At 34.5% G+C, this 25628-nt stretch carries 18 protein-coding genes; 11 read left to right on the plus strand and 7 right to left on the minus strand.

Annotated elements, in window-relative coordinates; genetic code table 11:
• Positions 1 to 85: 85 nt before the first annotated feature.
• Positions 86 to 520: a tRNA (adenosine(37)-N6)-threonylcarbamoyltransferase complex ATPase subunit type 1 TsaE gene (gene tsaE / locus NBT05_RS11070; RefSeq protein ID WP_265769923.1), complete on the minus strand. Its 435-nt coding sequence runs from the start codon at positions 518 to 520 to the stop codon at positions 86 to 88.
• Positions 521 to 2068 carry a PglZ domain-containing protein gene (locus NBT05_RS11075; RefSeq protein WP_265769924.1) on the minus strand — a complete coding sequence of 516 codons (1548 nt, stop codon included), beginning with the start codon at positions 2066 to 2068 and terminating at the stop codon, positions 521 to 523.
• Positions 2069 to 2206: 138 nt separating this feature from the next.
• On the opposite strand from NBT05_RS11075, the gene NBT05_RS11080 reads away from it, so the two are divergent.
• The 7 genes from NBT05_RS11080 to sucD all read left to right on the plus strand — a co-directional run bounded on the left by NBT05_RS11080 (position 2207) and on the right by sucD (position 10472).
• Positions 2207 to 3436: an HD domain-containing protein gene (locus tag NBT05_RS11080; protein WP_265769925.1), complete on the plus strand. Its 1230-nt coding sequence runs from the start codon at positions 2207 to 2209 to the stop codon at positions 3434 to 3436.
• Positions 3437 to 3461: 25 nt separating this feature from the next.
• Positions 3462 to 4490 (plus strand): UDP-3-O-(3-hydroxymyristoyl)glucosamine N-acyltransferase, encoded by a 1029-nt coding sequence (gene lpxD / locus NBT05_RS11085; protein WP_265769926.1) that lies wholly within the window; start codon positions 3462 to 3464, stop codon positions 4488 to 4490.
• Positions 4483 to 5886 carry a bifunctional UDP-3-O-[3-hydroxymyristoyl] N-acetylglucosamine deacetylase/3-hydroxyacyl-ACP dehydratase gene (locus NBT05_RS11090; RefSeq protein WP_265769927.1) on the plus strand — a complete coding sequence of 468 codons (1404 nt, stop codon included), beginning with the start codon at positions 4483 to 4485 and terminating at the stop codon, positions 5884 to 5886. Before lpxD ends, NBT05_RS11090 begins: the two co-directional genes overlap by 8 nt.
• Before the next feature lie 158 nt (positions 5887 to 6044).
• Positions 6045 to 6827: an acyl-ACP--UDP-N-acetylglucosamine O-acyltransferase gene (lpxA, locus tag NBT05_RS11095; protein ID WP_265769928.1), complete on the plus strand. Its 783-nt coding sequence runs from the start codon at positions 6045 to 6047 to the stop codon at positions 6825 to 6827.
• Positions 6828 to 7242: 415 nt separating this feature from the next.
• Positions 7243 to 7809: an elongation factor P gene (efp, locus tag NBT05_RS11100; protein ID WP_265769929.1), complete on the plus strand. Its 567-nt coding sequence runs from the start codon at positions 7243 to 7245 to the stop codon at positions 7807 to 7809.
• Positions 7810 to 8188: 379 nt separating this feature from the next.
• The gene (locus tag NBT05_RS11105; RefSeq protein WP_265769930.1) at positions 8189 to 9127 is read left to right on the plus strand and encodes a UDP-3-O-(3-hydroxymyristoyl)glucosamine N-acyltransferase; all 939 of its coding nucleotides are present in this window, start codon (positions 8189 to 8191) and stop codon (positions 9125 to 9127) included.
• Positions 9128 to 9599: 472 nt separating this feature from the next.
• Positions 9600 to 10472, plus strand: coding sequence for a succinate--CoA ligase subunit alpha (sucD, locus tag NBT05_RS11110; protein ID WP_265769931.1), 873 nt, complete (start codon positions 9600 to 9602; stop codon positions 10470 to 10472).
• Positions 10473 to 10731: 259 nt separating this feature from the next.
• Here the strand turns inward: sucD and NBT05_RS11115 are convergent, their stop codons facing one another.
• Together NBT05_RS11115 and NBT05_RS11120 are read right to left on the minus strand one after the other, a co-directional pair.
• On the minus strand, positions 10732 to 11409 hold the full coding sequence (locus NBT05_RS11115) for a ZIP family metal transporter (RefSeq protein WP_322874176.1): 678 nt from the start codon (positions 11407 to 11409) through the stop codon (positions 10732 to 10734).
• Complete coding sequence (locus NBT05_RS11120; protein ID WP_265769932.1) at positions 11409 to 12140, minus strand: SAM-dependent methyltransferase; 732 nt, start codon at positions 12138 to 12140, stop codon at positions 11409 to 11411. The genes NBT05_RS11115 and NBT05_RS11120 overlap by 1 nt, the downstream gene beginning before the upstream one ends.
• 70 nt (positions 12141 to 12210) lie before the next feature.
• Between NBT05_RS11120 and NBT05_RS11125 the strand changes: the two genes are divergently transcribed.
• Positions 12211 to 13380, plus strand: a complete 1170-nt coding sequence (locus NBT05_RS11125; RefSeq protein WP_265769933.1) for a THUMP domain-containing class I SAM-dependent RNA methyltransferase — start codon at positions 12211 to 12213, stop codon at positions 13378 to 13380.
• Positions 13381 to 13845: 465 nt separating this feature from the next.
• The gene (locus NBT05_RS11130; protein WP_265769934.1) at positions 13846 to 15129 is read left to right on the plus strand and encodes a S8 family peptidase; all 1284 of its coding nucleotides are present in this window, start codon (positions 13846 to 13848) and stop codon (positions 15127 to 15129) included.
• Between the two features lie 497 nt (positions 15130 to 15626).
• On the opposite strand, the gene NBT05_RS11135 is transcribed toward NBT05_RS11130, so the two are convergent.
• Genes NBT05_RS11135 through rlmD form a run of 3 tightly spaced genes read right to left on the minus strand, consistent with a single transcriptional unit; the run spans position 15627 to position 18259 of the window.
• Entirely contained in the window at positions 15627 to 16361 is a 735-nt protein-coding gene (locus NBT05_RS11135) for a DUF6048 family protein (RefSeq protein WP_265769935.1), read from the minus strand.
• Positions 16327 to 16848, minus strand: coding sequence for a DUF6452 family protein (locus tag NBT05_RS11140; RefSeq protein WP_265769936.1), 522 nt, complete (start codon positions 16846 to 16848; stop codon positions 16327 to 16329). The genes NBT05_RS11135 and NBT05_RS11140 overlap by 35 nt, the downstream gene beginning before the upstream one ends.
• Positions 16841 to 18259, minus strand: coding sequence for a 23S rRNA (uracil(1939)-C(5))-methyltransferase RlmD (rlmD, locus tag NBT05_RS11145; RefSeq protein ID WP_265769937.1), 1419 nt, complete (start codon positions 18257 to 18259; stop codon positions 16841 to 16843). Before rlmD ends, NBT05_RS11140 begins: the two co-directional genes overlap by 8 nt.
• Before the next feature lie 88 nt (positions 18260 to 18347).
• Between rlmD and NBT05_RS11150 the strand changes: the two genes are divergently transcribed.
• Together NBT05_RS11150 and NBT05_RS11155 are read left to right on the plus strand one after the other, a co-directional pair.
• Positions 18348 to 18878: a DinB family protein gene (locus NBT05_RS11150; RefSeq protein WP_265769938.1), complete on the plus strand. Its 531-nt coding sequence runs from the start codon at positions 18348 to 18350 to the stop codon at positions 18876 to 18878.
• A gap of 459 nt (positions 18879 to 19337) precedes the next feature.
• On the plus strand, positions 19338 to 25220 hold the full coding sequence (locus tag NBT05_RS11155) for an Ig-like domain-containing protein (protein ID WP_265769939.1): 5883 nt from the start codon (positions 19338 to 19340) through the stop codon (positions 25218 to 25220).
• The last annotated feature ends 408 nt before the right edge of the window (positions 25221 to 25628 follow it).

Here is a 25628-nt window from a genome sequence, read left to right on the forward strand (position 1 = left end):
TTTTAAGAAGTAAAAAAGCAACCTCTATACACTTTAAAGTTTGGTATCACCTTATTTTACCATTCTTTACAAACTTTTATTTATTTTAACCGGACACTAATGATGTATTTTCAATACTTAGTTTACGTACATCCGTTTCTGCTTGATCAATTTTTACCGTAGTAAATTGCTCGGGTAACAGAGGCTTCACTTTGTCCGGCCATTCTATAAAAACCCAGGCATCCTGATATAAATACTCCTCAAAACCCATATCCAGCGCTTCGTTTATATCTTTTATTCGGTATAAATCAAAATGAAATATTTTACTATCGGCACCCTGATATTCATTTACCAAGGCAAAAGTAGGACTGGAAACGGTATCTTGAGTTCTCAAGGATGTACATAATTGCTTTATCAACGTGGTTTTACCCATTCCCATAGCAGCATCAAATAATATAATCTTTGAAGCACTATTCTGAATTATAAAATCAGCTGCGGTCTCTAATTCCGTCAAAGAATATGTAAGCGTATGTACTTTCAATCATCGGGGGTTTAAAACGATAAACGGAATTACCATTTCTTCCAGGGAAACACCACCGTGCTGGTAGGTGTTCCGGTAATAACTAACGTAATGATTGTAATTATTAGGATAAGCAAAGAAATAGTCACCTTTTGCAAAAATAAACGAACTACTCATATTGATAGAAGGTAGGTAGATTGATTTCGGGTCTTGCGCAGATAATACTTCTTTCTTTTCAAAGGTTAAGCTTTTTCCGGTTTTATACCGTAGGTTTAAACTGGTGTTTTTATCTCCTATAACTTTAGAAGGATTTTTGACATTGATTGTTCCGTGGTCTGTAGTAAGTAACAATTTAAAACCTAATTGCTGGGCTTGCTGAATCATTTCTAGTAAAGGCGAATTTTTAAACCAACTTAAGGTTAAGGATCGGTATGATTTATCATTAGACGCTAATTCTTTAATTACCTCCATTTCAGTTTTACTATGAGATAACATATCTACAAAATTATACACTACAACGGTAAGGTCATTATCTTTTAAACCTTTAAAATTTGCCGCCAGCGTTTTACCAGAACGTTCATTGGTAATTTTATAATATTCATGTTTGATATTCAGTCCCAACCTTTTTAACTGCGCTGTTAAAAATTCATTCTCGTTCATGTTCTTACCTCCTTCATCGGTATCATCCAACCATAAATCCGGATGTTTTTTCTTCATTTCAGAAGGCATTAGTCCTGAAAAGATAGCGTTTCGGGCATATTGTGTGGCTGTAGGTAAGATACTGCAATATGCAATTTCTTCTTCTTTTTTATAATAGTTGTTTACCACACTTTCAAAAGCCTTCCACTGGTCGTATCTTAAATTATCGATCACTATAAACAATACCGGTTGGTCTTTTTTAAGTTCAGGTACCACTTTTTCTTTAAAAAGGGTGTGAGACATGATAGGACTGTTATTGCTACTGAACCAGTCCCGGTAATTATTGTCCACAAATTTGCAGAACTGCGAATTTGCTTCTACTTTTTGAGATTCCAGGATTTCAAACATTCCGGTATCTTCAATACCTTCTAATTGTAGTTCCCAATACGTTAATTTTTGGTACAAATCCACCCAACCTTCAAAGGTGTTGACCATTGCCATATCCATGGCTATTTTTCTAAATTCCTGCTGATAGCTTGAGGTGGTTTTTTCAGAAACTAATCTGGAATTTTCCAGGTTTTTCTTTAGGCTCAGTAAAATTTGATTAGGATTAACCGGTTTTATTAGATAGTCGGCAATCTTACTACCGATCGCCTCTTCCATAATATATTCTTCTTCACTCTTAGTGATCATCACCACGGGCAATCCGTCATCTTTTTCTTTGATTTCAGCTAGAGTTTCTATTCCGGATAAACCCGGCATATTTTCGTCCAGAAAAACAATATCAAAACTTTCTTCATCCAGCACGTCCAGGGCTTCTGTTCCGCTCTGGCACTTAGTCACTGCATAATTTTTCTTTTCCAGAAAGAGGATATGCGGTTTTAAAAGATCAATCTCATCATCCACCCATAAAATTTTTATATCATTCATTGTCTATTGAATTTTAGCTATTCTTTATTCTGTATTATCGTTTTGGGACTAATTTCTAATGCAAATCATAAAAAAGAAAAAATCTCTATATAAATTGAGGTTTCTACTTATATATTTGTCTCATAAAAGTAAGGAAACTTGAAGAGAAGAAACAAACTTAAAATCTTAAACGACCCTATTTATGGTTTTATTACCATCCCTAATGAGTTGATTTTTGATTTAATTGAACATCCTTATTTTCAACGCCTGCGGAGAATTTCGCAGATGGGCCTGTCTTATTTGGTATATCCGGGAGCGCATCATACTCGTTTTCACCATGCCCTGGGCGGAATGTATTTAATGCAAAATACGGTGCGAATACTTCGTTTTAAAGGTGTTTCTATTACAGAAGAAGAAGAAAATGCCCTATACATTGCTATTTTGTTACATGACATTGGACACGGTCCATTCTCACATGCAATGGAGCATAGTATTGTTGAAAAAGTAGCGCATGAGGAGATTTCTTTGCTATTTATGCAAGAAATGAACCTTGAATTTAACGGTAGTTTAACGCTGGCCATTGAAATATTCAAAGGAACCTACACACGTACTTTTTTACATCAGTTGATATCCGGGCAGCTGGATATGGATCGAATGGATTATTTAAAAAGAGATAGCTTTTATACCGGTGTAGCCGAAGGGAATGTCAATAGCGAACGCCTGATTACCATGCTAAACGTTAAGGATGAAAAGTTAGTAGTTGAAGAAAAAGGGATTTACTCCGTAGAAAAGTTTTTATTATCCCGGCGTTTAATGTACTGGCAGGTATATTTGCATAAAACCAGCCTGGTAGCTGAAAACCTGCTTATCCGGGTGTTAAAGCGTGCTAAGGAATTGGTGGAATCCGGAACTAATTTACGCTGTAGTGACTCTTTACTGTTCTTTTTAAAAAACAAGATTGAATTAAAGGGCTTTACTGAACAGGTCTTATATAAATTTTCACTACTTGATGATTATGACATAGTTTCAGCGATGAAAAACTGGATGCACGAAGAAGATTTTGTTTTGAGTAAGCTGTGTGCTATGCTGATCAACCGGGATTTATTGAAGGTAAAGATAAAAGACAAAGCTTTTTCTATTGCAAAATTAGAAAAGCATAACCTAAAATTTAGAAATAAATATCATATTTCTACCTATGAAGCCTCATATTTCGTGTTTGGCGGTTCTGTAGTAAATCAGGCATATTATCAGGATCGTGAAAACATTCATATCCTTAGAAAAACCGGAAAGATTATAGATATTGTACAAGCTACGGATCAATTTAACTTACGTGCCTTATCAAAACCAGTGATAAAACATTTTATATGCTACCCGAAGAACGAAGATTAGTTCATTTTTTATATTTTTGCTACACATGATTTTTACAGCCACACAAATTGCAGGAATTCTTAACGGAGAAGTGGATGGAGATGAGAATGTTGAAGTTTCCAAACTAGCAAAAATTGAGGAAGGTACTAAAGGAGCACTTACCTTTCTGTCCAATCCGAAATACACCTCTTACATCTATTCTACTGCAGCCTCTATCACGATTGTTAATAAATCTTTTATACCTGAAAGTGAAATAACTACAACCTTAATAAGGGTTGAGGATGCATATAAAGCATTTTCACAACTTTTAGAATACTACAATAGTGTTAAGATGAATAAAACAGGTATAGAACAACCCTCTTTTATTTCATCCTCAGCATCTTATCCTGAAGATATATATCTTGGTGCATTTTCTTATGTAGGTGATAATGTGGTATTAGGAAAAAATGCAAAAATATTTCCGAATGTGTATATTGGTGACAATGTAACTATTGGTGACAACGTAGTTATTTATGCGGGAGCCAAAATATATTCTGAAACGGTTATTGGTAATGATTGCGTGATTCATAGCGGGGTTATCATTGGAGCGGATGGTTTTGGTTTTAGCCCGGATGAAACAGGTGCTTATGCTAAAGTGCCGCAAACGGGCAACGTTATTATTGGTCATAATGTGGATGTAGGTGCAGGTACTACGATAGACCGGGCAACCTTAGGATCTACGGTGATTAAAGATGGAGTAAAACTGGATAATCAAATTCAGATTGCACATAATGTGGAAATCGGAGAGCATACGGCAATTGCCGCTCAAACCGGAATAGCAGGATCTACTAAAATCGGTAAATTCTGCCTGATTGGCGGTCAGGTTGGTATTGCCGGACATTTGGTTATTGGTGATAAGGTAAGAATACAGGCTCAATCAGGAATAGGACGAAATATAAAATCAGGCGAAGCCATACAGGGATCACCGGCATTGGGCTATTCGGATTATAATAAATCCTATGTTCACTTTAAAAATTTATCGAAAATCGTTGATAAAATTCATAAACTAGAGAAAAAAATAGAAAGTAATGAGTAACCCCACCATTGCAAAACAGAGAACCATCAAGCAGGATGTCCAACTTACAGGTGTTGGTTTACACACAGGTAAAGAGGTTACGCTTACATTTAAGCCGGCTCCCGTGAATCATGGGTATTCTTTTTGCAGAGTTGACCTGGAAGGGAATCCTATCATTGAAGCAGATGCTAATTATGTAGTGAATACCCAGAGAGGAACTAACCTGGAAAAAAATGGGGTAAGTATCCAGACCTCAGAGCATGTACTGGCAGCTTGTGTAGGTCTAGAAATTGATAATCTGTTGATAGAACTGGATGCCTCAGAACCTCCGATTATGGATGGTTCCAGCAAATATTTTCTGGAAGCTCTAGAAAAAGCAGGAATCCTAGAACAAGATGCCGAACGAGAAGAATACGTGGTGAAAGATGTGATCAGCTATACGGATGAAGAATCTGGTAGTGAAATCCTGGTCATGCCTTCTGATGAATATCAGGTGACTACTATGGTTGATTTCGGTACGAAAGTATTAGGTACGCAAAATGCTTCTTTAAAAAAGCTTTCGGATTTTAAAAAGGAGATTAGTGATTCCAGAACCTTTAGTTTTTTACATGAACTGGAAATGCTTTTAGAACATGGCCTGATTAAAGGTGGCGATTTAAATAATGCTATTGTTTATGTAGATAAGGAACTTAATCCGGAAACTATGGATAAGTTACGGGTGGCCTTTAAAAAAGATAATATTTCGGTAAAGCCCAACGGAATCCTGGATAATTTGACCTTACATTATCCTAATGAGGCTGCAAGACATAAATTGTTAGATGTGATTGGGGATTTAGCATTAATTGGTACTCGTATTCGCGGAAAAGTAATTGCTAATAAACCCGGACATTACATTAATACACAGTTTGCCAAAAAACTTTCTAAGATCATTAAAATTGAGCGGCGTAATAAAGTTCCTCAATATGATTTAAGTAAAGAGCCATTAATGGATATTAATAAAATTATGGCAACCTTACCACATCGGTATCCATTTTTATTGATCGACCGTATTATTGAAATGTCGGATAAGCATGTGGTAGGTATGAAAAACGTGACCATGAACGAACCCTTTTTTACGGGGCATTTTCCGGGAGCTCCGGTAATGCCGGGAGTATTGCAGGTAGAAGCCATGGCGCAAACAGGTGGGATTTTAGCTTTAAGTACGGTGCCAGACCCAGAGAATTATCTTACCTATTTTATGAAAATTGATAAAGTCAAATTTAAACAACAAGTGCTACCAGGTGATACGTTGATTTTTAAACTGGAATTATTGACTCCGATTCGCAGAGGAATTTGCCATATGCAGGCGTTTGCTTATGCTAATAATAAACTAGTCACAGAAGCTGAATTAATGGCTCAAATTGTTAAATCAAAGTAATTAGAAATGTGGGTTTCAAATTTATTGGATTCCTGTAAAACGCTAAGTATTCTAATGAAAAATAGAAGCTGAAGTTTAGTTTACTGTATTTGCATTAAAAAAACTGTTTTGATAAAAAATTGCTATTTTTAGAAGCTATTTATTTATAACTAAAAAATATGAACCAACCCTTAGCTTACGTACATCCCGGAGCCAAAATTGCAAAAAACGTTGTGATTGAACCTTTTACAACCATACATAATAATGTAGTAATAGGAGAAGGCACCTGGATCGGATCTAATGTGACCATCATGGAAGGGGCGAGGATAGGAAAAAATTGTAGTATTTTCCCAGGTGCGGTGATATCTGCGGTACCTCAAGATAAAAAATTTAACGATGAAGATACTACTACGGAGATAGGGAATAATACTACCATAAGGGAATGTGTAACGATCAACCGTGGTACTACCAACCGAATGAAAACTCAAATTGGTAAGAATTGCTGGATTATGGCATATTGCCACATTGCGCATGACTGTATTGTAGGTGATCATTGTATTTTTTCAAATAATAGTACCCTTGCCGGTCATATTAATGTAGGAGACTATGTGGTTTTAGCAGGTATGGCAGCAGTGCAACAGTTTTGTAGTATTGGAAATCATGCCTTTGTTACCGGCGGTTCGCTAGTTCGTAAAGATGTACCTCCGTATTGTAAAGCTGCCCGCGAACCCTTATCTTACGTGGGAATCAATTCTATTGGTTTAAGAAGGAGAGGATTTAGTACCGAGAAGATCAGAGAGATTCAAAATATTTATCGCATCTTATACCAGAAAAATTACAATAATTCTCAGGCGGTAACTATTATAGAAGCAGAGATGGAAGCCACCCCGGAACGGGATGAAGTGTTAGAATTTATAAAAAATTCCCAAAGAGGAATTATGAAAGGATATTTTTCGAATTAATAACGGTGTTTTTTAGTTATGAGTTCAGAGTTATGAGTTCAGAGTTATGAGTTCAGAGTTGTGAGTTCAGAGTTATGAGTTGTTTGTAAAGGAGTAAAGGTATTTTAATAAAAATGAAGACATATGTGGTTAAAGAAAAATTAAATAAACAATTCGTATCTACTAGTTTTCAACTCAGCAAACTAATTACATATTATGACAAGTAACTTTTGCCTAGTAACCTAATAGCAAATAACCAGTAATTTAATAACCTAATAAAAATAACTAGTGCCTATTAACTTTTGGCTAATGCCTAAAAAAAGTAACCCAATAACAAACAACTATTGCCTTTTGGCTAGTGCCTAATAACTAAAAACCTAATAACTCAATAACCTAATAACAAATAACTTAGAAAATCAAATAACTAAAAATAAAAATGGCAAGTACCAGCGATATCAGAAACGGATTATGTATTAAATATAATCATGATATATTTAAAATAATAGAATTTCTTCATGTAAAGCCAGGGAAGGGTCCGGCGTTTGTAAGAACTAAATTAAAAAGTGTAACCACTGGAAAAGTAATTGACAATACATTTTCTGCAGGACACAAGATCGAAGATGTAAGGGTAGAAACTCATAAATTTCAATATCTATATGCAGAAGGAGACACCTATCATTTTATGAATGTAGAAGATTATAACCAGATTACCCTGGAAAAATCCACTTTGGATGCACCCGGACTTTTAAAAGAAGGAGAAGTAGTTACGGTTATTATAAATTCTGAGGATCAAATGCCGCTATCAGTCGAAATGCCTGCCAGTGTAATTTTGGAAGTAACGGCTACCGAACCTGGAGTAAAAGGAAATACGGCAACCAATGCGACCAAACCGGCAACGGTAGAAACAGGAGCAGAAGTAATGGTTCCTCTTTTTATCAATGAAGGTGATAAAATTAAAATTGAAACCGAAAAAGGTTTATATAAAGAACGAATTAAAGAGTGATTTTTAATTGTTAGTCGATAGTTGTCAGTTGAGAGTTCATGTATTTTCGTTGTTAATTAATTTAATTTTGTCTCAATATTAAGTTACTAATTTGTTTCAGCTATTCTAGTGGCATTTAATGTATTTGAAGATAATAATTTTATTAAAAGAATTCTTTAAGTTTTTACTTTGGGTGTAGTGCACAGATTCATGACTTTTAGACTCAAGAATCAAGGATATAGACAAAAAAGTCTTGTTACTTGATTCTTATAGGGAAGCGGTCTTGTTTCTGATATCTTAATGACTCTGCTAAGTGGTAGTTCATTAAATAATAAGCTTTTTTATAAATCTTAAACCTACATACAGACTACTATTGACAATCAACCATTAACAAAAGACTATGAAATTCCCGCAGGCACATACCTTACAGCAAATCGCTACGATTATATCTTCGGAATATGTAGGTGTTCCTGATTTTCCGGTATACGGAATGAACGAAATTCATGTAGTCACTGAAGGTGATATCGTATTTGTAGATCATCCTAAATATTATGCTAAAGCTTTAGAAAGTGCTGCTACTATTGTTTTAATAAATAAAAAAGTTGATTGTCCGGATGGAAAGGCATTGCTTATTTCGGACGACCCTTTTAGGGATTTTAATACGTTAAGTGAGTATTTCAGACCTTTTCAAAAGGTAGAACAAACGCAACCTGTATCAACAAAGGTAGGTCATAGCACAATTGTGCAACCGGGAGTGTTTATTGGAAATAATGTAAGCATTGGGGAGCATTGTTTAATTCATGCCAATGTAAGTATCTATGATCATACAGTGATTGGTGATCATGTTACTATTCATGCAGGAACGGTAATTGGATCTGATGCATTTTATTATAAGAAGCGCGATACAGGCTACGATCAGTTAAAATCCGGGGGTAGGGTAGTATTAAAAGATAAAGTTCATATTGGCGCTGGTTGTACCATTGACCGTGGGGTCACCGGAGATACAACTATTGGAGAAGGTACTAAAATTGATAATCAGGTGCATATTGGTCATGATACTAATATTGGTAAAAAATGTTTAATTGCCTCTCAGGTGGGTATTGCCGGATGTGTGGTAATTGAAGATGATGTCACTCTATGGGGGCAGGTAGGAGTAACCAGTGGTATTACGATTGGTTCTAAAGCTATCATTTCTGCACAATCGGGTATTAGTAAATCACTGGATGGAGGGAAAAGTTATTTTGGTACCCCGGCGGATGATTTTAGAAAAAAATATAAAGAAATTGCTTCTATTCGGAAAATCCCTGAGATCCTTGACCATATGAAAAAGAAGAAATAGGTATTTCTATTATCTGGATTTTTAGTTAGTAAAAAATGAACCGTTTTAAATGGATGTAGGTCTATATAAAATCCGGTATTAAAAGGGTTTTGATAGCTTTTAATCTTGTCCGTATATTTCTGTAAACCCGTTTGTACTTTTGTAAACCGCAATATCTTTGATTCCTTAAATAGTATTATTGCGTCCTATTAGAATAAATAAAAGTTTATAAAGCCTAGTAAAATAAGGTGATTCCAAACTTTAAAGTATTTGGAGGTTACTTTTTTACTTTTTTAAAAGTAATTTAATTTTTGAACTTTAATAATTATATAATGTTGATTTTCAATATTATATGACCAGTCTTGAATCTTGATTCTAGAAGCGATAACGATCTTGTACCTTTACCGGGCACTTATGAAAAAATATACTTTTTTCATTTTACCAATAGTTGTCAAAACCGTACATTTGAGCAGCAAAAATTAAAATTTAAAAAATGAGTGTTTTAGTAGATAAAAATTCGAATATAATTGTCCAGGGATTTACCGGAAGTGAAGGTACCTTTCATGCCAGTCAAATGATTGAATATGGTACGAATGTAGTAGGAGGGGTAACTCCGGGTAAAGGTGGACAAACTCATTTAGATAAACCGGTTTTTAATACGGTTGAAGATGCGGTAAAAGAAGTAGGTGCGGATACTACCATTATTTTTGTACCGCCTGCTTTTGCTGCGGATGCTATTATGGAAGCGGCAGATGCTGGTATTAAAGTAATAATTACTATTACTGAAGGTATTCCCGTCGCTGATATGATTAAGGCAGCAGCTTATATTAAAAATAAAGATTGTCGTTTAATAGGTCCTAACTGCCCCGGGGTAATTACTCCAGGAGAAGCTAAAGTGGGTATCATGCCCGGTTTTGTATTTAAAAAAGGAAACGTAGGAATTGTTTCTAAATCAGGTACGCTGACGTATGAAGCTGCTGACCAAGTGGTAAAGCAAGATTTGGGAATTACCACGGCTATTGGAATTGGTGGAGACCCAATCATTGGAACAACTACTAAAGAAGCTGTGGAATTATTAATTAACGATCCGGAAACCAGTTGTGTTGTCATGATTGGTGAAATCGGAGGTCAGTTAGAAGCGGATGCTGCCAAATGGTATAAAGAAAGCGGAAGTAAAAAACCGGTTGTTGGTTTTATTGCAGGTGAAACTGCTCCGGCAGGTCGTACCATGGGACATGCGGGGGCTATCGTAGGAGGTAGTGAAGATACGGCTGCTGCAAAAAAAGCAATTATGAGAGACTGCGGAATCCATGTAGTGGACTCTCCTGCCGAAATAGGTAAAAAGGTTGCTGAGGTTCTAGGATAAGTAAAGTTCTTCTAACATTATTTAGTTCAAACAATCATTTTCATGATTAACCCCTAAATAATCTTCAAAATAACTAAAATACATTTTTGTCTTCTACCATGAGGGATGATAAAATTATGATTACATTAATGTATTTTAGTTATACTTATTGATTTTCAACATTACCATAATTAGTCTTGATTCTTGTTTCTAGAAGCGATAGCGACCTGCCCGTCTGCAGGCGGGTCTTTAATCTTTACCAGACATTGATGTCTTTTAGTTATAAAAAATAGGCAATGGTTGTTGCCAGAAGAATAACTAATAGTTTGGTTATATTAAATGTATGCCCTTCATTATTTTCAAATAAAATAGTAGTAGAAACATGAAGGAAAATACCAATGACCAAAGCAGTTATCTCATGATAGAAGTCTTGCAAAAAACTAATATGAATTGCCATCCAGGTACCTACAGGAGTCATTAAGGAAAAAAGTAGTAAGTACACTATAGTTTTAGGAGTACTAATCTTCGACCGTATGAGAAAGGTGCTTAAAATCATAGCAACCGGAATTTTATGAATGACTACACCATGAAATAAATCTTCGTTATAATGTAATGGAAAACCCTCTAAAATAGCATGAATACATAAACTAATATAGATCGTTATAGGAAGGTTGGTCACATTTTTATTTACGTGGATATGACCGTGTTCTACCCCTTTAGATAAATACTCTAAAACTTTTTGTAGTAAGATTCCCGTCATTATCCAAACTCCGAAGTGCTTCGTAGTGCCTTCATGTGAAAATAATTCGGGTAATAAGTTAAATACGGTTATTGCAAGCAGAAATGCTCCACTAAAGGCCAGCAAAAATTTTAAATTACTTTGTTTTTTAGGTTTTAAAATAAGAATAACTAGAAATCCAACTAAAACCGCAATAATAGATACTATATAAATCATCATTATTTAAAAACTAAAATAAGTCTTGGAGAATGTTCTTTATGAAAAGCTTGTAATTCATAATTCCCAAAAGTATCAATCAGTTCGATATTACAATTTTTAAAATATGTTTTGAACTTTTCTAGGGTTATAATTTTCACTTTTTCCGTATAAAAGTAAGATTGATCCCCGTCGGTAAATTTAATTTCTTTAATAATGTAGTCATCCTGTATATATCTTTTTATGTGAAATTTAATATGATCTACTACTTTTATTTCTTTCCTTACCAAATTTTTAATAACGTATTCCGTATTCATAAAATCAATCACACCCCTTCCGCCATCCGCTATGTTTTTTTTAATAGAAGCTATGGTTTGTTCGTTATCCGCTTCATTTTCAAAGTATCCGAAACTGGTAAATAGATTAAAAACAGCCTTAAAACGATTGGGATAAGGAAAGCGCATGTCATGAACTTTAAATTGAACATTATCGCTGGCAAATTTTTGGGCATAATCAATATTTCTTTCAGATAGGTCAATACCTGTTACATTATAGCCTAAAGTACCTAAATATAAACTATGCCTTCCTCTACCGCAGGCAAGGTCCAGGACCTGATCGTCCTTAACAAGTTTTAAATAACTTGTTAAGTTGTTCATGAAATTTTGAGCTTCTTTATAGTTTCGTTCTTTATAAAGTATATGGTAATAAGGGGTGTCAAACCAGGTTTGAAACCAATCTTGTGGATTCTTTAGCATAGGGCTCAAAATTAAAGTATTTTTGCTATTTCCATAAGAGAAATTAAGTAATTCCGGCTTTATATATAAAATGACACAATCAAACGAACAATTTGAAATGGTGGCTAAGACTTTCTTTGGTTTTGAAGAAATTTTAGCTAATGAATTGAGAGCTTTAGGCGCAATAAAAATTTCACAAGGTAATAGAATGGTGAAGTTTTTTGGAGATACCGGATTTATTTATAAAGCTAATCTTTGCTTACGAACTGCTTTACGTATTTTAAAACCCTTACGTAGCGGTTTTGTTAAGAACGAAAAACAATTGTACAACCTGGTAAGTTCCATCGATTGGCAGGATTATCTGGACAGCTCAGATAGTTTTAGGGTACAGTCTACCGTTCATTCCGAAACCTTTACTCATTCCGGTTTTGTGAATTTAAAAACAAAAGATGCCATAGCTGACCAATTTAGGGATCATACCGGAGTTCGCCCCGATGTCGAATTGGATGATCCTGATTTAATTATTGATGTGTACATAAAACATAATACCTGCGTAATCTCTTTGGATAGTTCGGGAAATTCTTTACACCAACGAGGATATCGGGTCAAGACAAACCTAGCACCTATCAATGAAGTTTTGGCCGCAGGATTATTATTACAAGCGGGCTGGAAGGGTCAAACTCATTTTCTAGATCCTATGTGTGGTAGTGGAACTATATTGATTGAGGCAGTAATGATTGCTTGTAATATTCCGGTTAATATTAATAGAAAAGAGTTTGCTTTTGAAAAATGGCTGGATTGGGATATGGATTTATATGATAAAATTGAAAAGAGTTGTCTGCAAAAGGTCAGAGATTTTAACCATCAGGTAAAAGGTTATGATATAGATAGTGATACATTAGAAAAGGCACAAACCAATATTAAAAATGCAAACCTTTCCGAGTTTATTACTTTAGAAGAAAAAGATTTTTTTACCAGTCACAAAAAGGAGGAAGCTGCTGTTTTTATAGTATTTAACCCTCCTTATGGAGAGCGTTTAAAGATAGATGAAGAAACTTTTTATAAACAAATAGGAGATACCTTAAAGAATAAATATTTAAATAGTAACTGCTGGTTCATTACTTCTAACCTGGAAGCTATTAAATACGTAGGATTAAGACCGTCACGAAAAATTAAAATGTTTAATGCTAAACTGGAATCTCGTTTATTGAATTATAAAATTTATGCTGGTTCTAAGAAGAAAAAGTATAATCAACATTAAAACCATCAATTCTTATCGTGTTCTTACCTATTAAAGTATAAACAGTTTTACATATAAGTTGTAATATTCTACATTTTTAATAACTAACAACAGTTCTTTATGAGTTTTAACAAAGTTAAAAAACAGCTATTTTATAGCTGTTTTAACATAAATTCAATAGTGATTAGTCGGAATTTATGATTTTTGAAGGTTAAATTTAAGTTAAAATTTAAAACTCTTTACATTTAGATGAGGGAAATAAAAGATATTACTCTTGGATTATAAAATAATTGAATTTCTGTAGACTGCTTATTTTATATTTACTAACAAATGTTCAAGTAAATTTAAATACGATTTATTGTGTGAATTTAAATTATCTTCTATCAAGTCTTGAAATCTTGTTAGAACACTTATCTTAATTTTTGAGCTTTACATTTCAAATGTTAATGTTTACATTTGAAATATCATAATACAAACTCATTTAAGATGAAAAATTTAAAACGTATTACAGCATGTTCGCTGTTAGCAGGATTAGTATTTACATCATGCCAAGACGAAAAAGTTGAAAATGATGTAGTTGAATCCCTTGTTTCACCAGTAGAAATAGAAGGTGAAATTATTGAAGGAAGTTATATTATCATGTTAGATAATAAAATTAAACCTACCTCTGAACTTCTCTCAAACAAATCATTTACTTCTCGTGATGCCAAGTCAAAAGCTTCTCGGGATATTGCAGTAGAAACTGTTAAACAAATTAAGTCTACACTCTCTATTTCGGATTTTGATCAAACTAAAGTGTCTAACTACTATACTTCTCAGTTTACAGGAGTTTCTGTAGAAGATATTTCTCAAGAAGAATTAGTAGCACTTTCAAAGAATCCGGCAGTAGCATCTATCCATTATGATCAAATCGTTCCAAATCCGATGGATGATGTAATTGTAGAGGAAGCAGAGACTAAAAGCGGATTCAGTACAAAAATGGCGCAACGCGTACCTTGTGGGATTAACCGAGCCGGTGGTTTTGTAAATAGTGCGGGTGCTAAATCATGGATTTGGATTATCGATACAGGTATTGATTTAGATCATCCTGATCTTAATGTAATTACTGATAGGAGATACGCGCGATCTTTTGTAGGTAGTTCTCCGGATGATTGTAATGGTCACGGAACACATGTTGCCGGTTCTGCAGCTGCGAAGAATAATGGTTTTGGAGTAGTAGGTGTATCTGCAGGAGCTCCGGTTGTACCAGTAAGAGTATTCGGTTGTAGAGGGGGAGCAAGTTCTTCGGCTATCTTAGCAGCAATCAACCATGTAGGTGCAAACGATTTACCCGGGGATGTGGTAAATATGAGTTTAGGAGGATTTATCGGATCAAGATGTGCTGCTACTTCTCCGTATAGATCGGCTTTAATCAGAATGGGTAATAATAATACCCGTATTGCTCTTGCTGCAGGTAACTCTTCAAGAAATGCTTCAAATGATTCTCCTGCTTGTATCAACGGAAACAATATCTTTACGGTAGCTTCTATGACTTGTAACTTCGACTTTTCAGGTTTTTCTAACTTCGGAAGACCTACGGTAGATGTAATTGCAACCGGAAGCAGTGTGCTTAGTACTTGGCCTGGAGGAAGATACAACACAATAAGTGGTACTTCTATGGCTTCTCCTCATGTAGCTGGTATTTTACATGCCAGAAAAGGAGCACCATTAAGTGGAGGTAACTTAAGAAATAGAGGTCAAAATTATCCTGTTGCTGTTGTAAGAAGATAGGTAATTAAAGTATTATTTGCCTTAAATTTTAAAAGAGTCATTGGTTTTCAATGGCTCTTTTTTTAGATATATTACTGAAATTAATAGATCTATGAAAAGTATGGATTTCAAAATTTCAAAGTAAAATAAATAAAAGTTTAAAAGACATTGTAAATAAAGTAATCCCAAGCTTTGAACTGTTTAGAGGTTGCTATTTTATTTTTTCAAAAGTAATTTATTCTTTAATGTAATATTTATTACAATATTGATTTTTAATACTATAATAATTAGTCTTAATTCTTGTTTCTAGAAGCGATAGTGACCTGCCCGTCCGCAGGCGCGTCTTGAATTTTTACCAGACACTAATGATTTACAATATTGATTTTAAGTATTATAATAATTAGTCCCGATTCTTGTTTCTAGAAGTGATAGCGATCTTTAATCTAAAAATATGATAAATAAGTATATAAGGACTTCAGTGAAATACCAGTGTAATTTAAGAAAGGAAAAATATCAAACTACCTTCTCTTTTTTTGTACCGGAATCAAATAACTAATAGTATATCCATAACCTACATTATATTTACTAAAATCGTTAGTTCTACCGAACCCCGGTATAAATAAATTATCAAATTCCCTGGGTCGTTCCTCATTAAATAATCTACGTAAAGTGACGCTTGCCCCCAGATATAGATTTTTAAGAGTTTCAACTTTAAGACCAACCATAAAACCTAGCCAATTAGCACTTAAATCATCAGCTTCTATTACCGATGTAATCTCTTGATTAGGAAATATGGAGGTACCGGTAAAAATACGATAACTGTTTAATCGTTGTGAAAAAGTGGTAGCACCAAATCGTAGTCCTGCAAAAATTAGATTTTGCATACCGTACCAGTTGTTATAGGTATTATAATCCACTCCAACCCTAAAATAAGTTCCGGAACCTTCTACATTAATGTTTTCTTCATCCCTTAATAAAGATTCATTGCCTACTTCTCCGGCAATATAAAACTTACGGTATATCCTATAGTCTGCTACTACCTCAAATCCTTCATAATCTTCGCTATACTGAGTTCGCACGATACGGCTTAAGTCAATTCCCAAACGCAAACCATACTTTTCTCCCGGAGGAAGCGTATCTATAGGTGTTATCTTTTCTTTTTCCTCCTCTATAATGTCCTCTTCCTGTGCGTTTCCGGAAATTACAGCAAATAGTAAGCTAGAAAAGAATAAAAACGTGCGTATCTTGTTCATTTATAATATCTGTATTTTCTATGGTAATTTCTCTTATCCAGGTATTGTCATCCTCAAAACTATCTGAGCTGGGAGGGGTAAAAGTAAGACCGTTAAAAGTAGCTCTAAATCCGCAGGCACTACTTAAATACTCCTGTTCTACGGTGTATTGGAAACTTAAGGTATCCCGGTTGGGAATCGTTGCATCATCTGTAGTATCAGCATCAATAATAAATTCGTAATTAGTAATATCCGCATCCGTTCGTAAAGGTATTACGATAGAATCCACATTTGTTGAAAAAACGATACTATCTTCAAATCCAATAGGTAAAAGAAGTAGCTCATTAGGGCTTTTAGGTTCGGTTCCGGTATTCATATCCACAAAACGTATGATTAGATTCGGGGTAGTTAACGTATCTTCCGCACAAATATCGTCACGTTCACAACTACTGTGAATAATGGCAATTCCGTAAAAGAGTACACTTAACAATACTAACTTTTTAACCATCTGTTCTTAGTTTTAATAAAACAACATTTTCACAATGAAAAGTCTGAGGGAACATATCTACCGGTTGTACATTCGTTACCATATATATACTATCTAATAACGCTAGATCCCTAGCTTGCGTTGCACTATTACAACTCACGTATACGATTTTAGGGGCTTTGATTTTTAGTAGTTGAGCAATTACATCTTTATGCATTCCGTCTCGGGGAGGGTCGGTAATGATGACATCCGGTGTACCATTCTCTTCAATAAAGGCATCCGTAAATATCTTTTTCATATCACCGGCAAAAAACTTTACGTTCTCAATATTATTAATTTTAGCATTGGCATATGCATCTTCGATCGCTTCAGGTACGGATTCAATACCTACAACTTGTTTAGCTTTTTTAGCAACAAACTGAGCAATGGTGCCTGTACCGGTATATAAGTCGTATACAATTTCATTTCCGGTTAAATCCGCAAAATTCCTGGTAACCTCATATAACACTTGAGCTTGTTCGGAATTGGTTTGATAAAATGATTTAGGACCAATTTTAAACTGTAAATCTTCCATTTTTTCTATAATATGATCTTCGCCATGATAGCAAATTACGTCCTGGTCATAAATAGTATCGTTCCCTTTCTTGTTAATAACATATAATAGTGATGTAATTTCCGGAAAACTTTGCTTAATATAATCTAATAGTAAATTTCTTTTAGTAATATCATCTTCATAAAACTGAATTAATACCATAATTTGACCAGTAGAAGAAGTTCTGATCATTAAAGTTCGTAAAGCTCCTTGCTGATTCTTTATATCAAAAAATGATATATTATTGGCTAAGGCAAACTCTTTTACTTTGTTTCTAATTTGATTACTCGGGTCTCTCTGCAAATAGCATACATCTATATCCAGAATTTTATCCCACATTCCCGGCATATGAAAACCGAGCGCATTTTTATCCTGAATTCTCTTTTCACTATTAATTTCTTCTAGCGAAAGCCACCTGTTATCACTAAAAGAGAATTCCATTTTATTTCTATAAAAATAAATCTGATCAGATGGCAGGATGGGCATAAGTTCAGGTAGATCTATCTGAGCAATACGAAGTAAGTTATTTTGAATTTCATTTTGTTTGTAAAAAAGTTGGTTCCGGTACTCCATATGTTGCCATTTACATCCGCCGCAAGTTCCGAAGTGAGGACACTTTGGAGTGGTTCGCTTATCAGATAATTTATGAAAATCTGTAGCAGTACCTTCGTAGTATGCTTTTCTCTTTCTGGTTGTTTGAATAGTAACAATATCTCCGGGTACGGCATTATTTACCAAAATAATTTTACCATCAGGAGCTTTACCAATACTTTTTCCTTTTGCTCCGGCATCAATAATTAAAATTTCAGAAAAAACCTGATTTCTTCTTTTTCTTCCCATCACGCAAAAGTATAATATAAAACTGTAATTTCTATTTTGTAAGTATGTATAGTTATTATCTTTATCAACTAAAATAAAAGGAACTACTATGAACTTTAGTGATGAAGTAAAAATTCAACTTGATTTAGAAGAATGCCCTTCTTTTTATCAGAATTATATTGATAAATGTTCTGAAATAGATATCATCAAGGGTTTAATACAAGGTAAAGTAAATTTTCAGAATCTTATGGAATCCATACCTGTTTCAAAATGGACATATGCTTATGCACAGGATAAATGGACCATTGCAGAAGTGGTACAACATATAATCGATACCGAACGAATTTTTTGCTACCGTTCCTTACGTTTTGCCAGAGAAGACCAAACCCCCATCCCCGGTTTTGAACAAGATGATTACGTAACCTATTCTTATGCGAATGAAATGACTAAAGAAGACTTAATAGAAAGTTTTACTGCCGTAAGACAAAGTAGTATTGTATTATTTAAATCTTTTACTGACAAGTCCTTATTAAATACCGGAATTGCAAATCACCATCCTATTAGTGTTCGTGCTATGGGCTATATAATATCAGGACATTTGAAACATCATGCGCAAATTATAGAAAATCGTTATATATAGGCGTACGTAAAGAATAACGTTGGTAAAAACGTAAATATCCGTAAGTTGTTAACATAAAATTTTTAACATTTTGGATTGACAAACCGTAATTTTATTATATCTTAGCCATACATAAATACTGTTTTATAGAGATTAAAATACAATTGAGTGGGGGATTAAATTTTAAAAGGAAGGTTTTTATTAAGTTATTATTATGAAATAATCGAAGGTTTAGTTGTTTTCATTAAGAAATTAACTGTTTACCTATTATGTTTTCTCCTTTCAAATAAATCTTTTATTCTAAATTTTATTTTATAAATTAAATAGTATTTTTGCGGTAGAAATCCAAAAGTTGGTGCCCCCCTTTTTGAAAAATAAGTTTGAAATTCAATGTACTAGTAACATATTGATTTGAAAATTTAATGATTTAAAATTGAATGATAAAGTTTCCGGATAACGGTGACAACCAAAAAAATTACTATGCTAAAAGCATTACTAATTCGAACCTGTTATAAAAGCTTTCTATTTATAACATTACTTGTAGCGAACGTATTTTTTTCGTCTGCTTTTGCTCAAAATCAACCTTTCTTTAAAAACGTTACCCCTGTAAATAACGCGGTAAATGTCTCTATAAATGATTTTCAAATTAATGTGGAAATTGTAACTCCTCCTAATTATGAATTAGATTTTAGGACATTGGCAGGAAATGTTAATTTATATGAAATTAACGATCAGGGAGAATTTCTAATTCCTTCTAACTCCAATGATACCGGTGGGGGAGACGCTATCACTTTAACACCTATCAATAGGTTAAAGGAGTTTACTAAGTATATATTTAGAATAACCAGCGGATTACAGGCAAATAGAATTGGTAATATAAATGATCGTTTATCATTTTTACCTTTTGAATCTACTTTTGAAACCGGCGAAGCTTCTTTTAAAAGTTCTACGGACCGGGATCTGTCTAACGTTTCTTTTACTAAAGTATCTGGTACAGCACTTGGTGATGGAACACTAAATCAAAGATTTTCCAGCTTAGCTATTGGTCCTGATGGTAGATTGTATGCCAGTACTATTGGAGATTTTCAATCGGATGGGCAAATTTACCGGTGGGATATGTTAGCTGATGGTACATTGTCTAACTTAAAAATTTTTTCACCGGATTTAAAAGGTTCGATACATCCGGTTACCGGAGTTCCCAGTTCTGATAACAGATTAATTATAGGACTTACCTTTGACCCTAACTCTAATCGAAATAATCCGGTTGTGTATGTTACCCATAGTGAAGCTTCTATTACTAATGGTCCCGAATGGGACGGGGTGCTTACCAGGTTAAGCGGACCTAATTTTTCTCAGGTACAAGATATTGTTATTCATTTGCCTCGTTCAGCCAAAGATCATTTAACAAATAGTATAACTTTTGATAAAGAAGGAAATTTATATATCAGTCAGGGTAGTAATACTGCGGGGGGAGCTCCTGATCCCAATTGGGCAAACAGGCCTGAAAGATTACTTGCCGCTGCGGTATTAAAGTTAGATTTAACTAAGTTAACTTCCTTACCGCTGGATGCATATACTACAGATAACATTCAAGTTATCAATAGTGCTCCTACCGATGCTATCACCATGAGTGACGGAACCTATAATCCTTATGCTATTAATTCGCCTTTGACAGTTTTTGCCTCAGGTATTAGAAATGCTTATGATTTAGTTTGGCATTCTAACGGATGGCTATATATTCCCACTAATGGTACTGCAGGAAATAATTTTAATTCTCCTAATACTCCTTCAACCAGTGATTATCCCCTCGCTAAAAGATTAGATCTTTTGACTACCATACCATCGACTCCTTCAGTTCTGGGCGGTGAGACCCAAAAAGACTGGTTATTTACTTCAAGAGGAGGTTCTTACCATGGTCATCCTAATCCCTATCGGGGCGAGTTTGTTTTGAATAATGGAGGTAAGCCCTATAGCAATGTATTCGGACAGATCAAAAATGGCTATATTGATGTAAGAAAATATCCCGCTAGCGTAGGTCCGGATCCTAATTATCGTTTGCCTGCATATGACTTTGACAAAAATAAGTCTCCTAATGGAGTTATAGAATATAAGAGTAATGCTTTTCAGGGAGTCTTAAAAAAGTTATTAATGGTTACCCGTTTTAGTGGGCAGGATGATATTATTACTTTAAATCCAACTGCAAACGGTAATATTCAAGAAGTCTATACAGATATTCCGGGGTTACGTGCATTCGATGATCCGTTAGATATTATAGAAGATCCCTTAACAGGTAATTTATATGTTTCTGAATATGATAGGGATGGCGACGGACAAGCAGGACTGACATTATTAAGGGCAGATATACCTGCCGCCACGGGAGGAAGATTGCGTTTAGATACCAAAGAATTAATTTTTGAAGTTGTCATTAACAATCAGGCTCCTAATACAGAGACAAAAGCAATTCAAGTTACTAATTATGGTACACGGGCTGTTTTTATTAATGAGATTGTTATTGAAGGAACTTTTTCAAATCAATTCCAGATTATTGGCGATATACCTTTTATTATTACTCCGGAACAGACGATTTCTATCGACGTTATTTACCGACCGCAACTTAACCAACAGGATATTGGTTATCAGGACGCAAAATTAGTGATCCGTAGTACAAGTCAACCCTCTAACGAATTGGAAATCGGGTTATTCGGTTTAAAGAAGTTAGGACTAGAAGGTTCTCGTGAACCGACCCTACAGGATGTTGTTGATGTGTTAGGATATAATATAGATGTAGGCTGGACCACTTTAGCAAATAATGTAGATCCGGAACTACAGGGTGAAGAAGTACCGGTACAACGCTGGAGAAAACAAGAAGGAAAAAGTAGGGTAAAAATTACTGCACTAGCCAGGTATTCACCTGCTGAAGAGTTACCATTCGGATGGTATACTGTAACGGATGAAGTCAGAAGATTTGAAGTAGGTGCCATTGCATCCGGCTTAAGAAATGCTCAAAGGCTTTTTCCTCCCTTAGAAAGAGGAACAGATTTATTTAACCCTAATAATCAAATCTTTGGAATTTTTCATGAATCTAAATCTTTTAAAAGGTTTAATTATTCGCAAGATGTATACAATACAGGTGGAGTAGCGCATCGTACCCGGGTATATCCGGTAAAAAACAGGAATGGTGTTCCAGTGCCTAATAGCTTTTTAGTGTTTTTTGAAGATGCTAACAACGGAGACTACCAGGATTATATGTTTTTATTAGAAAATGTCATTCCTGTTAATGAAGAGATAGAGTATACCTATCAGTTTAATTTCAGAAAACAGGGGGAAGGTACACCTTCGCCTATAGGGTATACAGATGATATAGGATTGCCTTACGGTACCCGGACATCAAACGGTAATACATTTACTTTCGGATGGGTAGAACCAGGTACGCTTACCCCAGTTAGTGCAGAGGTAAATGCTAGAGACCGGGATTTAGGTCCGCTTGACGATCAATTATTATCCACTCATTCTGTAGTCGGACATCGTAATAGTCGTATATATCCTCTCAGAGACTGGTTAGTCAAAGTGCCTAATGGGGCTTATGAAGTTGAAATTAGTGTTGGAGATCCTAATTTTTCCGACAGTAAACATGTCTTTGATGTTAATGACTTAACTATTGTAAACTGGGATCAGGAAAAGGATAACCCGGAAGGACTAGCTAATTTCGTGAACAGAGGTAATATCTTAGTTACGGATGGAATCGTAAGGTTACGCTTAAATGAAGAAGGCGATAATGCTAAAATTAATTATATACGTTTAGCTCCTGTAGACGAAACACTGGTTGCTCCGATTATTAATGTATCTTATAAAGGTGAAGCTTTAGCTGAAAATATCTTTTTAAATAGTGCTGAAATCACTATCTCTGCAACAGCAAGAAGTGCTAACGGATCTATTACCAATTTGGAATATCAAATAGATGGCGGTGCCAGTACGGATTATACAGCACCATTTACTTTAGATAAGCCAGGTACTTATAATTTGGAAGTAACCACTATTGATACCTATGGTAATACAACAAAAGAAACTTTTACTATTTCTATTATTGGTACTTCCGAAGGAGTTTTAGCCATAGAAAACCTAACTAAAATACCAGGAACTAATCGAAGTTTTCCTGGAGATGATTTCTTTACCTTCCATAACGTAGGTGTTAAATCCAGCTTTGTTCAGTTGCATGATTCTAATATAATGAGACTTAGCAATACAGGTAGTACACCACTTCAAATTGGTGATATTGCTTTTGAAAATAAAGATGATTTTGTTTTTGATTTTGTAGAAAAACCAGGAGAAGCCGATATTCAGTTACCTGTAACCATTGCTCCTAATAAATTTCGAGATGTGGAAATAACTTTTATACGAACGCGGGGTGATAAAAGTGTAGCACCTTCCGATTGTTTTATAAAATCAAATGCTCTAAACGGTATTCAAACTGTTACTTTTAATAGTGCATTTATGAGAAGCCTAGAGGGAGATAACGAATTGACAGCACAGCAGGTTTTTGAATCTTTCGGTTTTCAAAGTAACATGTTAAGCCTGGTTAATGATCTAGGTACCATTGAGCCGCCTAATCCCAACCCTACAAGGCCTAGTTCTAGCTTTCCTACAGAAGCTAATGTGAATGCCGGTAATGAAGGAGACTTAATTTTATCTTCTAATTTTGTTCAGGCAGATCCGAGTCAACCGGTAATTGGCTTTCAGTTATCAGCTTTACATGGTCGCGATCGTAATGGAGCTCGTTTTTTAAAGCCAAATAGCAGAGAAATCGTAGGATCTATGGATTTTACTCACGGAACGCCCTGGTATCAAAGTTTATTACCAAAAAATAATGCGGGAAACCTGATAAATTCAGATATAGCAACTAGTATAGAAGGACCTTTTAGGATTGCAATAGCCAATAGATATGCTACTACCGGAGGGAATACTTTAGATAATGACCGTCCTGATCTATTGGGAGTGCGAACCTATAAGGTGTATGACAGAAGTGGAAATATTGTTCCTAATGAATATATTGTTGTTCAAGATTTTATAGGAAATGGTTGTGGTGCTGCTTCGGCCAACTGTGACTGGAACGATAATGTATTCTATTTTATAAACATAAGACCTGAAATCTTACCATCGGCTACGCAAATTGATGATAAAACTGTTCGGTCCAAAGAAGCTTTTTCATACGACATCACTTCTTCTTTCAATATAGGTTTTCCAGGTAATAAATTAAGTTACACCATAGAGGGTGTAGATCAAGATGTCAATGCATGGTTGGCAATAGATGCAGAACTGGGAATCATTACCGGAGTAGCACCGGATACTATTGACGCAGATGTAGCTTTATTAGTTAAGGCAACGGACTTAAATGGAAATGAAGTTTCTGCAACTTTTACTTTGAATGTAATTTTAAATCCTGTTGCGGTAGAAGATTTTTATCGGACTAATCGAAATATCACCTTGATCATAACAGATTTATTAAATAACGATACGGATCCAAACGGACAGAATTTAAAGATTATCTCTGTAACAAACCCACAGTTTGGGATGGTAGAATTAAATACGACAAATAATAGCGTAAGTTACATTCCAAGAACGGATTATGTAGGTGATGATGCATTCACCTATACTATTCAAAACGAAAATGGTGATACTGCTACTGCTACGGTAGCGATAGCTGTAGAAAATCCTAACTTACAATTAATAACTTATAATATCGTCAATGCAGATAGCAACGAATTTATAACGGAATTAGTAAACGATACGGTCTTAAAGAATAAAGACTATAAAAACATTAAGATAACTATAAAGGCAGTTACCAAACCTGAAATAATTGGAAGTGTAAAATTTAAATTGACCGGTCCGATAGAAGAAGTTCGAACTGAAAATACCGTACCTTATCTTTTATTTGGCGACCGGGGAACAAATCTAGTTCAAGGTAAAACGTTAGTAGAAGGAAATTATATCCTGGAAGGAACTCCCTATAGTTTTAGGTCAGGAAATGGGGTTAAAGGAAGAACAAATACCATGGCTTTCTCAGTTAAAGCAGAAGATTCAATAGATGAAAATCCGGATGTAATTAATCCTGAAATAAAAGAAGTATTATTTCCTAATCCTTTGTATAACTACGAAGAAATTACTTTTCTGACTTCCAAGACGAATATCACAGAAATGTATTTATTTAGCATTAATGGTCTTGAAATTAGATCTTTTAAACCTAAAGATTTACTGGTTACTAATGGTTATGTAATTCCGGCAATGTATCTGGGATCCGGGGTATATATGCTACAAATAATCAGAAGCGACGGAAGCGAAGAACAGTTTAAAATAATTATTAAATAGTAATTTTAAACACTTATCAACCATCTTAGGAAATACGAATGATAAAGTTGATTTCTTCATCATATAATGAAAATAGCATAAGTCCTTTTTTAAATTTTATTCAAGGTAATAAGACTTTAAATTCAACCTGGGAGTACATAATTTTACACTAGCCATAATTTATTTGATCTTTAGTTAGATCGTATAAAAGGTCATCTTTATAAAATAGTATCTTTTATATTTAATTAAGATAATTTTAAGTATTTAAACTTTGGTAAACCTAGTAATTTCAATTTATTTATCTCTGATTTTACGACTTTACCGTAATGGGTAGGTGGTTTAATTTATATAATTGTAAGTTTTCGACTTTTTTATTGATTATATCGTATGTTTTTTATTAAAATTAAAAATTTTTGGTAAATCTCATTA

It is taken from the genome of Aquimarina sp. ERC-38, assembly GCF_026222555.1.
Taxonomy (GTDB): domain Bacteria; phylum Bacteroidota; class Bacteroidia; order Flavobacteriales; family Flavobacteriaceae; genus Aquimarina.

Coding starts and splice junctions, on each gene's coding strand:
- lpxA (WP_265769928.1), top strand. CDS start 6,045: ATGAACCAACCCTTAGCTTACGTACATCCCGGAGCCAAAATTGCAAAA.
- NBT05_RS11140 (WP_265769936.1), bottom strand. CDS start 16,848: ATGGTTAAAAAGTTAGTATTGTTAAGTGTACTCTTTTACGGAATTGCC.
- NBT05_RS11115 (WP_322874176.1), bottom strand. CDS start 11,409: ATGATGATTTATATAGTATCTATTATTGCGGTTTTAGTTGGATTTCTA.
- NBT05_RS11090 (WP_265769927.1), top strand. CDS start 4,483: ATGAGTAACCCCACCATTGCAAAACAGAGAACCATCAAGCAGGATGTC.
- NBT05_RS11120 (WP_265769932.1), bottom strand. CDS start 12,140: ATGCTAAAGAATCCACAAGATTGGTTTCAAACCTGGTTTGACACCCCT.
- NBT05_RS11075 (WP_265769924.1), bottom strand. CDS start 2,068: ATGAATGATATAAAAATTTTATGGGTGGATGATGAGATTGATCTTTTA.
- NBT05_RS11150 (WP_265769938.1), top strand. CDS start 18,348: ATGAACTTTAGTGATGAAGTAAAAATTCAACTTGATTTAGAAGAATGC.
- rlmD (WP_265769937.1), bottom strand. CDS start 18,259: ATGGGAAGAAAAAGAAGAAATCAGGTTTTTTCTGAAATTTTAATTATT.
- efp (WP_265769929.1), top strand. CDS start 7,243: ATGGCAAGTACCAGCGATATCAGAAACGGATTATGTATTAAATATAAT.
- lpxD (WP_265769926.1), top strand. CDS start 3,462: ATGATTTTTACAGCCACACAAATTGCAGGAATTCTTAACGGAGAAGTG.
- NBT05_RS11155 (WP_265769939.1), top strand. CDS start 19,338: ATGCTAAAAGCATTACTAATTCGAACCTGTTATAAAAGCTTTCTATTT.
- NBT05_RS11105 (WP_265769930.1), top strand. CDS start 8,189: ATGAAATTCCCGCAGGCACATACCTTACAGCAAATCGCTACGATTATA.
- NBT05_RS11135 (WP_265769935.1), bottom strand. CDS start 16,361: ATGAACAAGATACGCACGTTTTTATTCTTTTCTAGCTTACTATTTGCT.
- sucD (WP_265769931.1), top strand. CDS start 9,600: ATGAGTGTTTTAGTAGATAAAAATTCGAATATAATTGTCCAGGGATTT.
- NBT05_RS11125 (WP_265769933.1), top strand. CDS start 12,211: ATGACACAATCAAACGAACAATTTGAAATGGTGGCTAAGACTTTCTTT.
- NBT05_RS11130 (WP_265769934.1), top strand. CDS start 13,846: ATGAAAAATTTAAAACGTATTACAGCATGTTCGCTGTTAGCAGGATTA.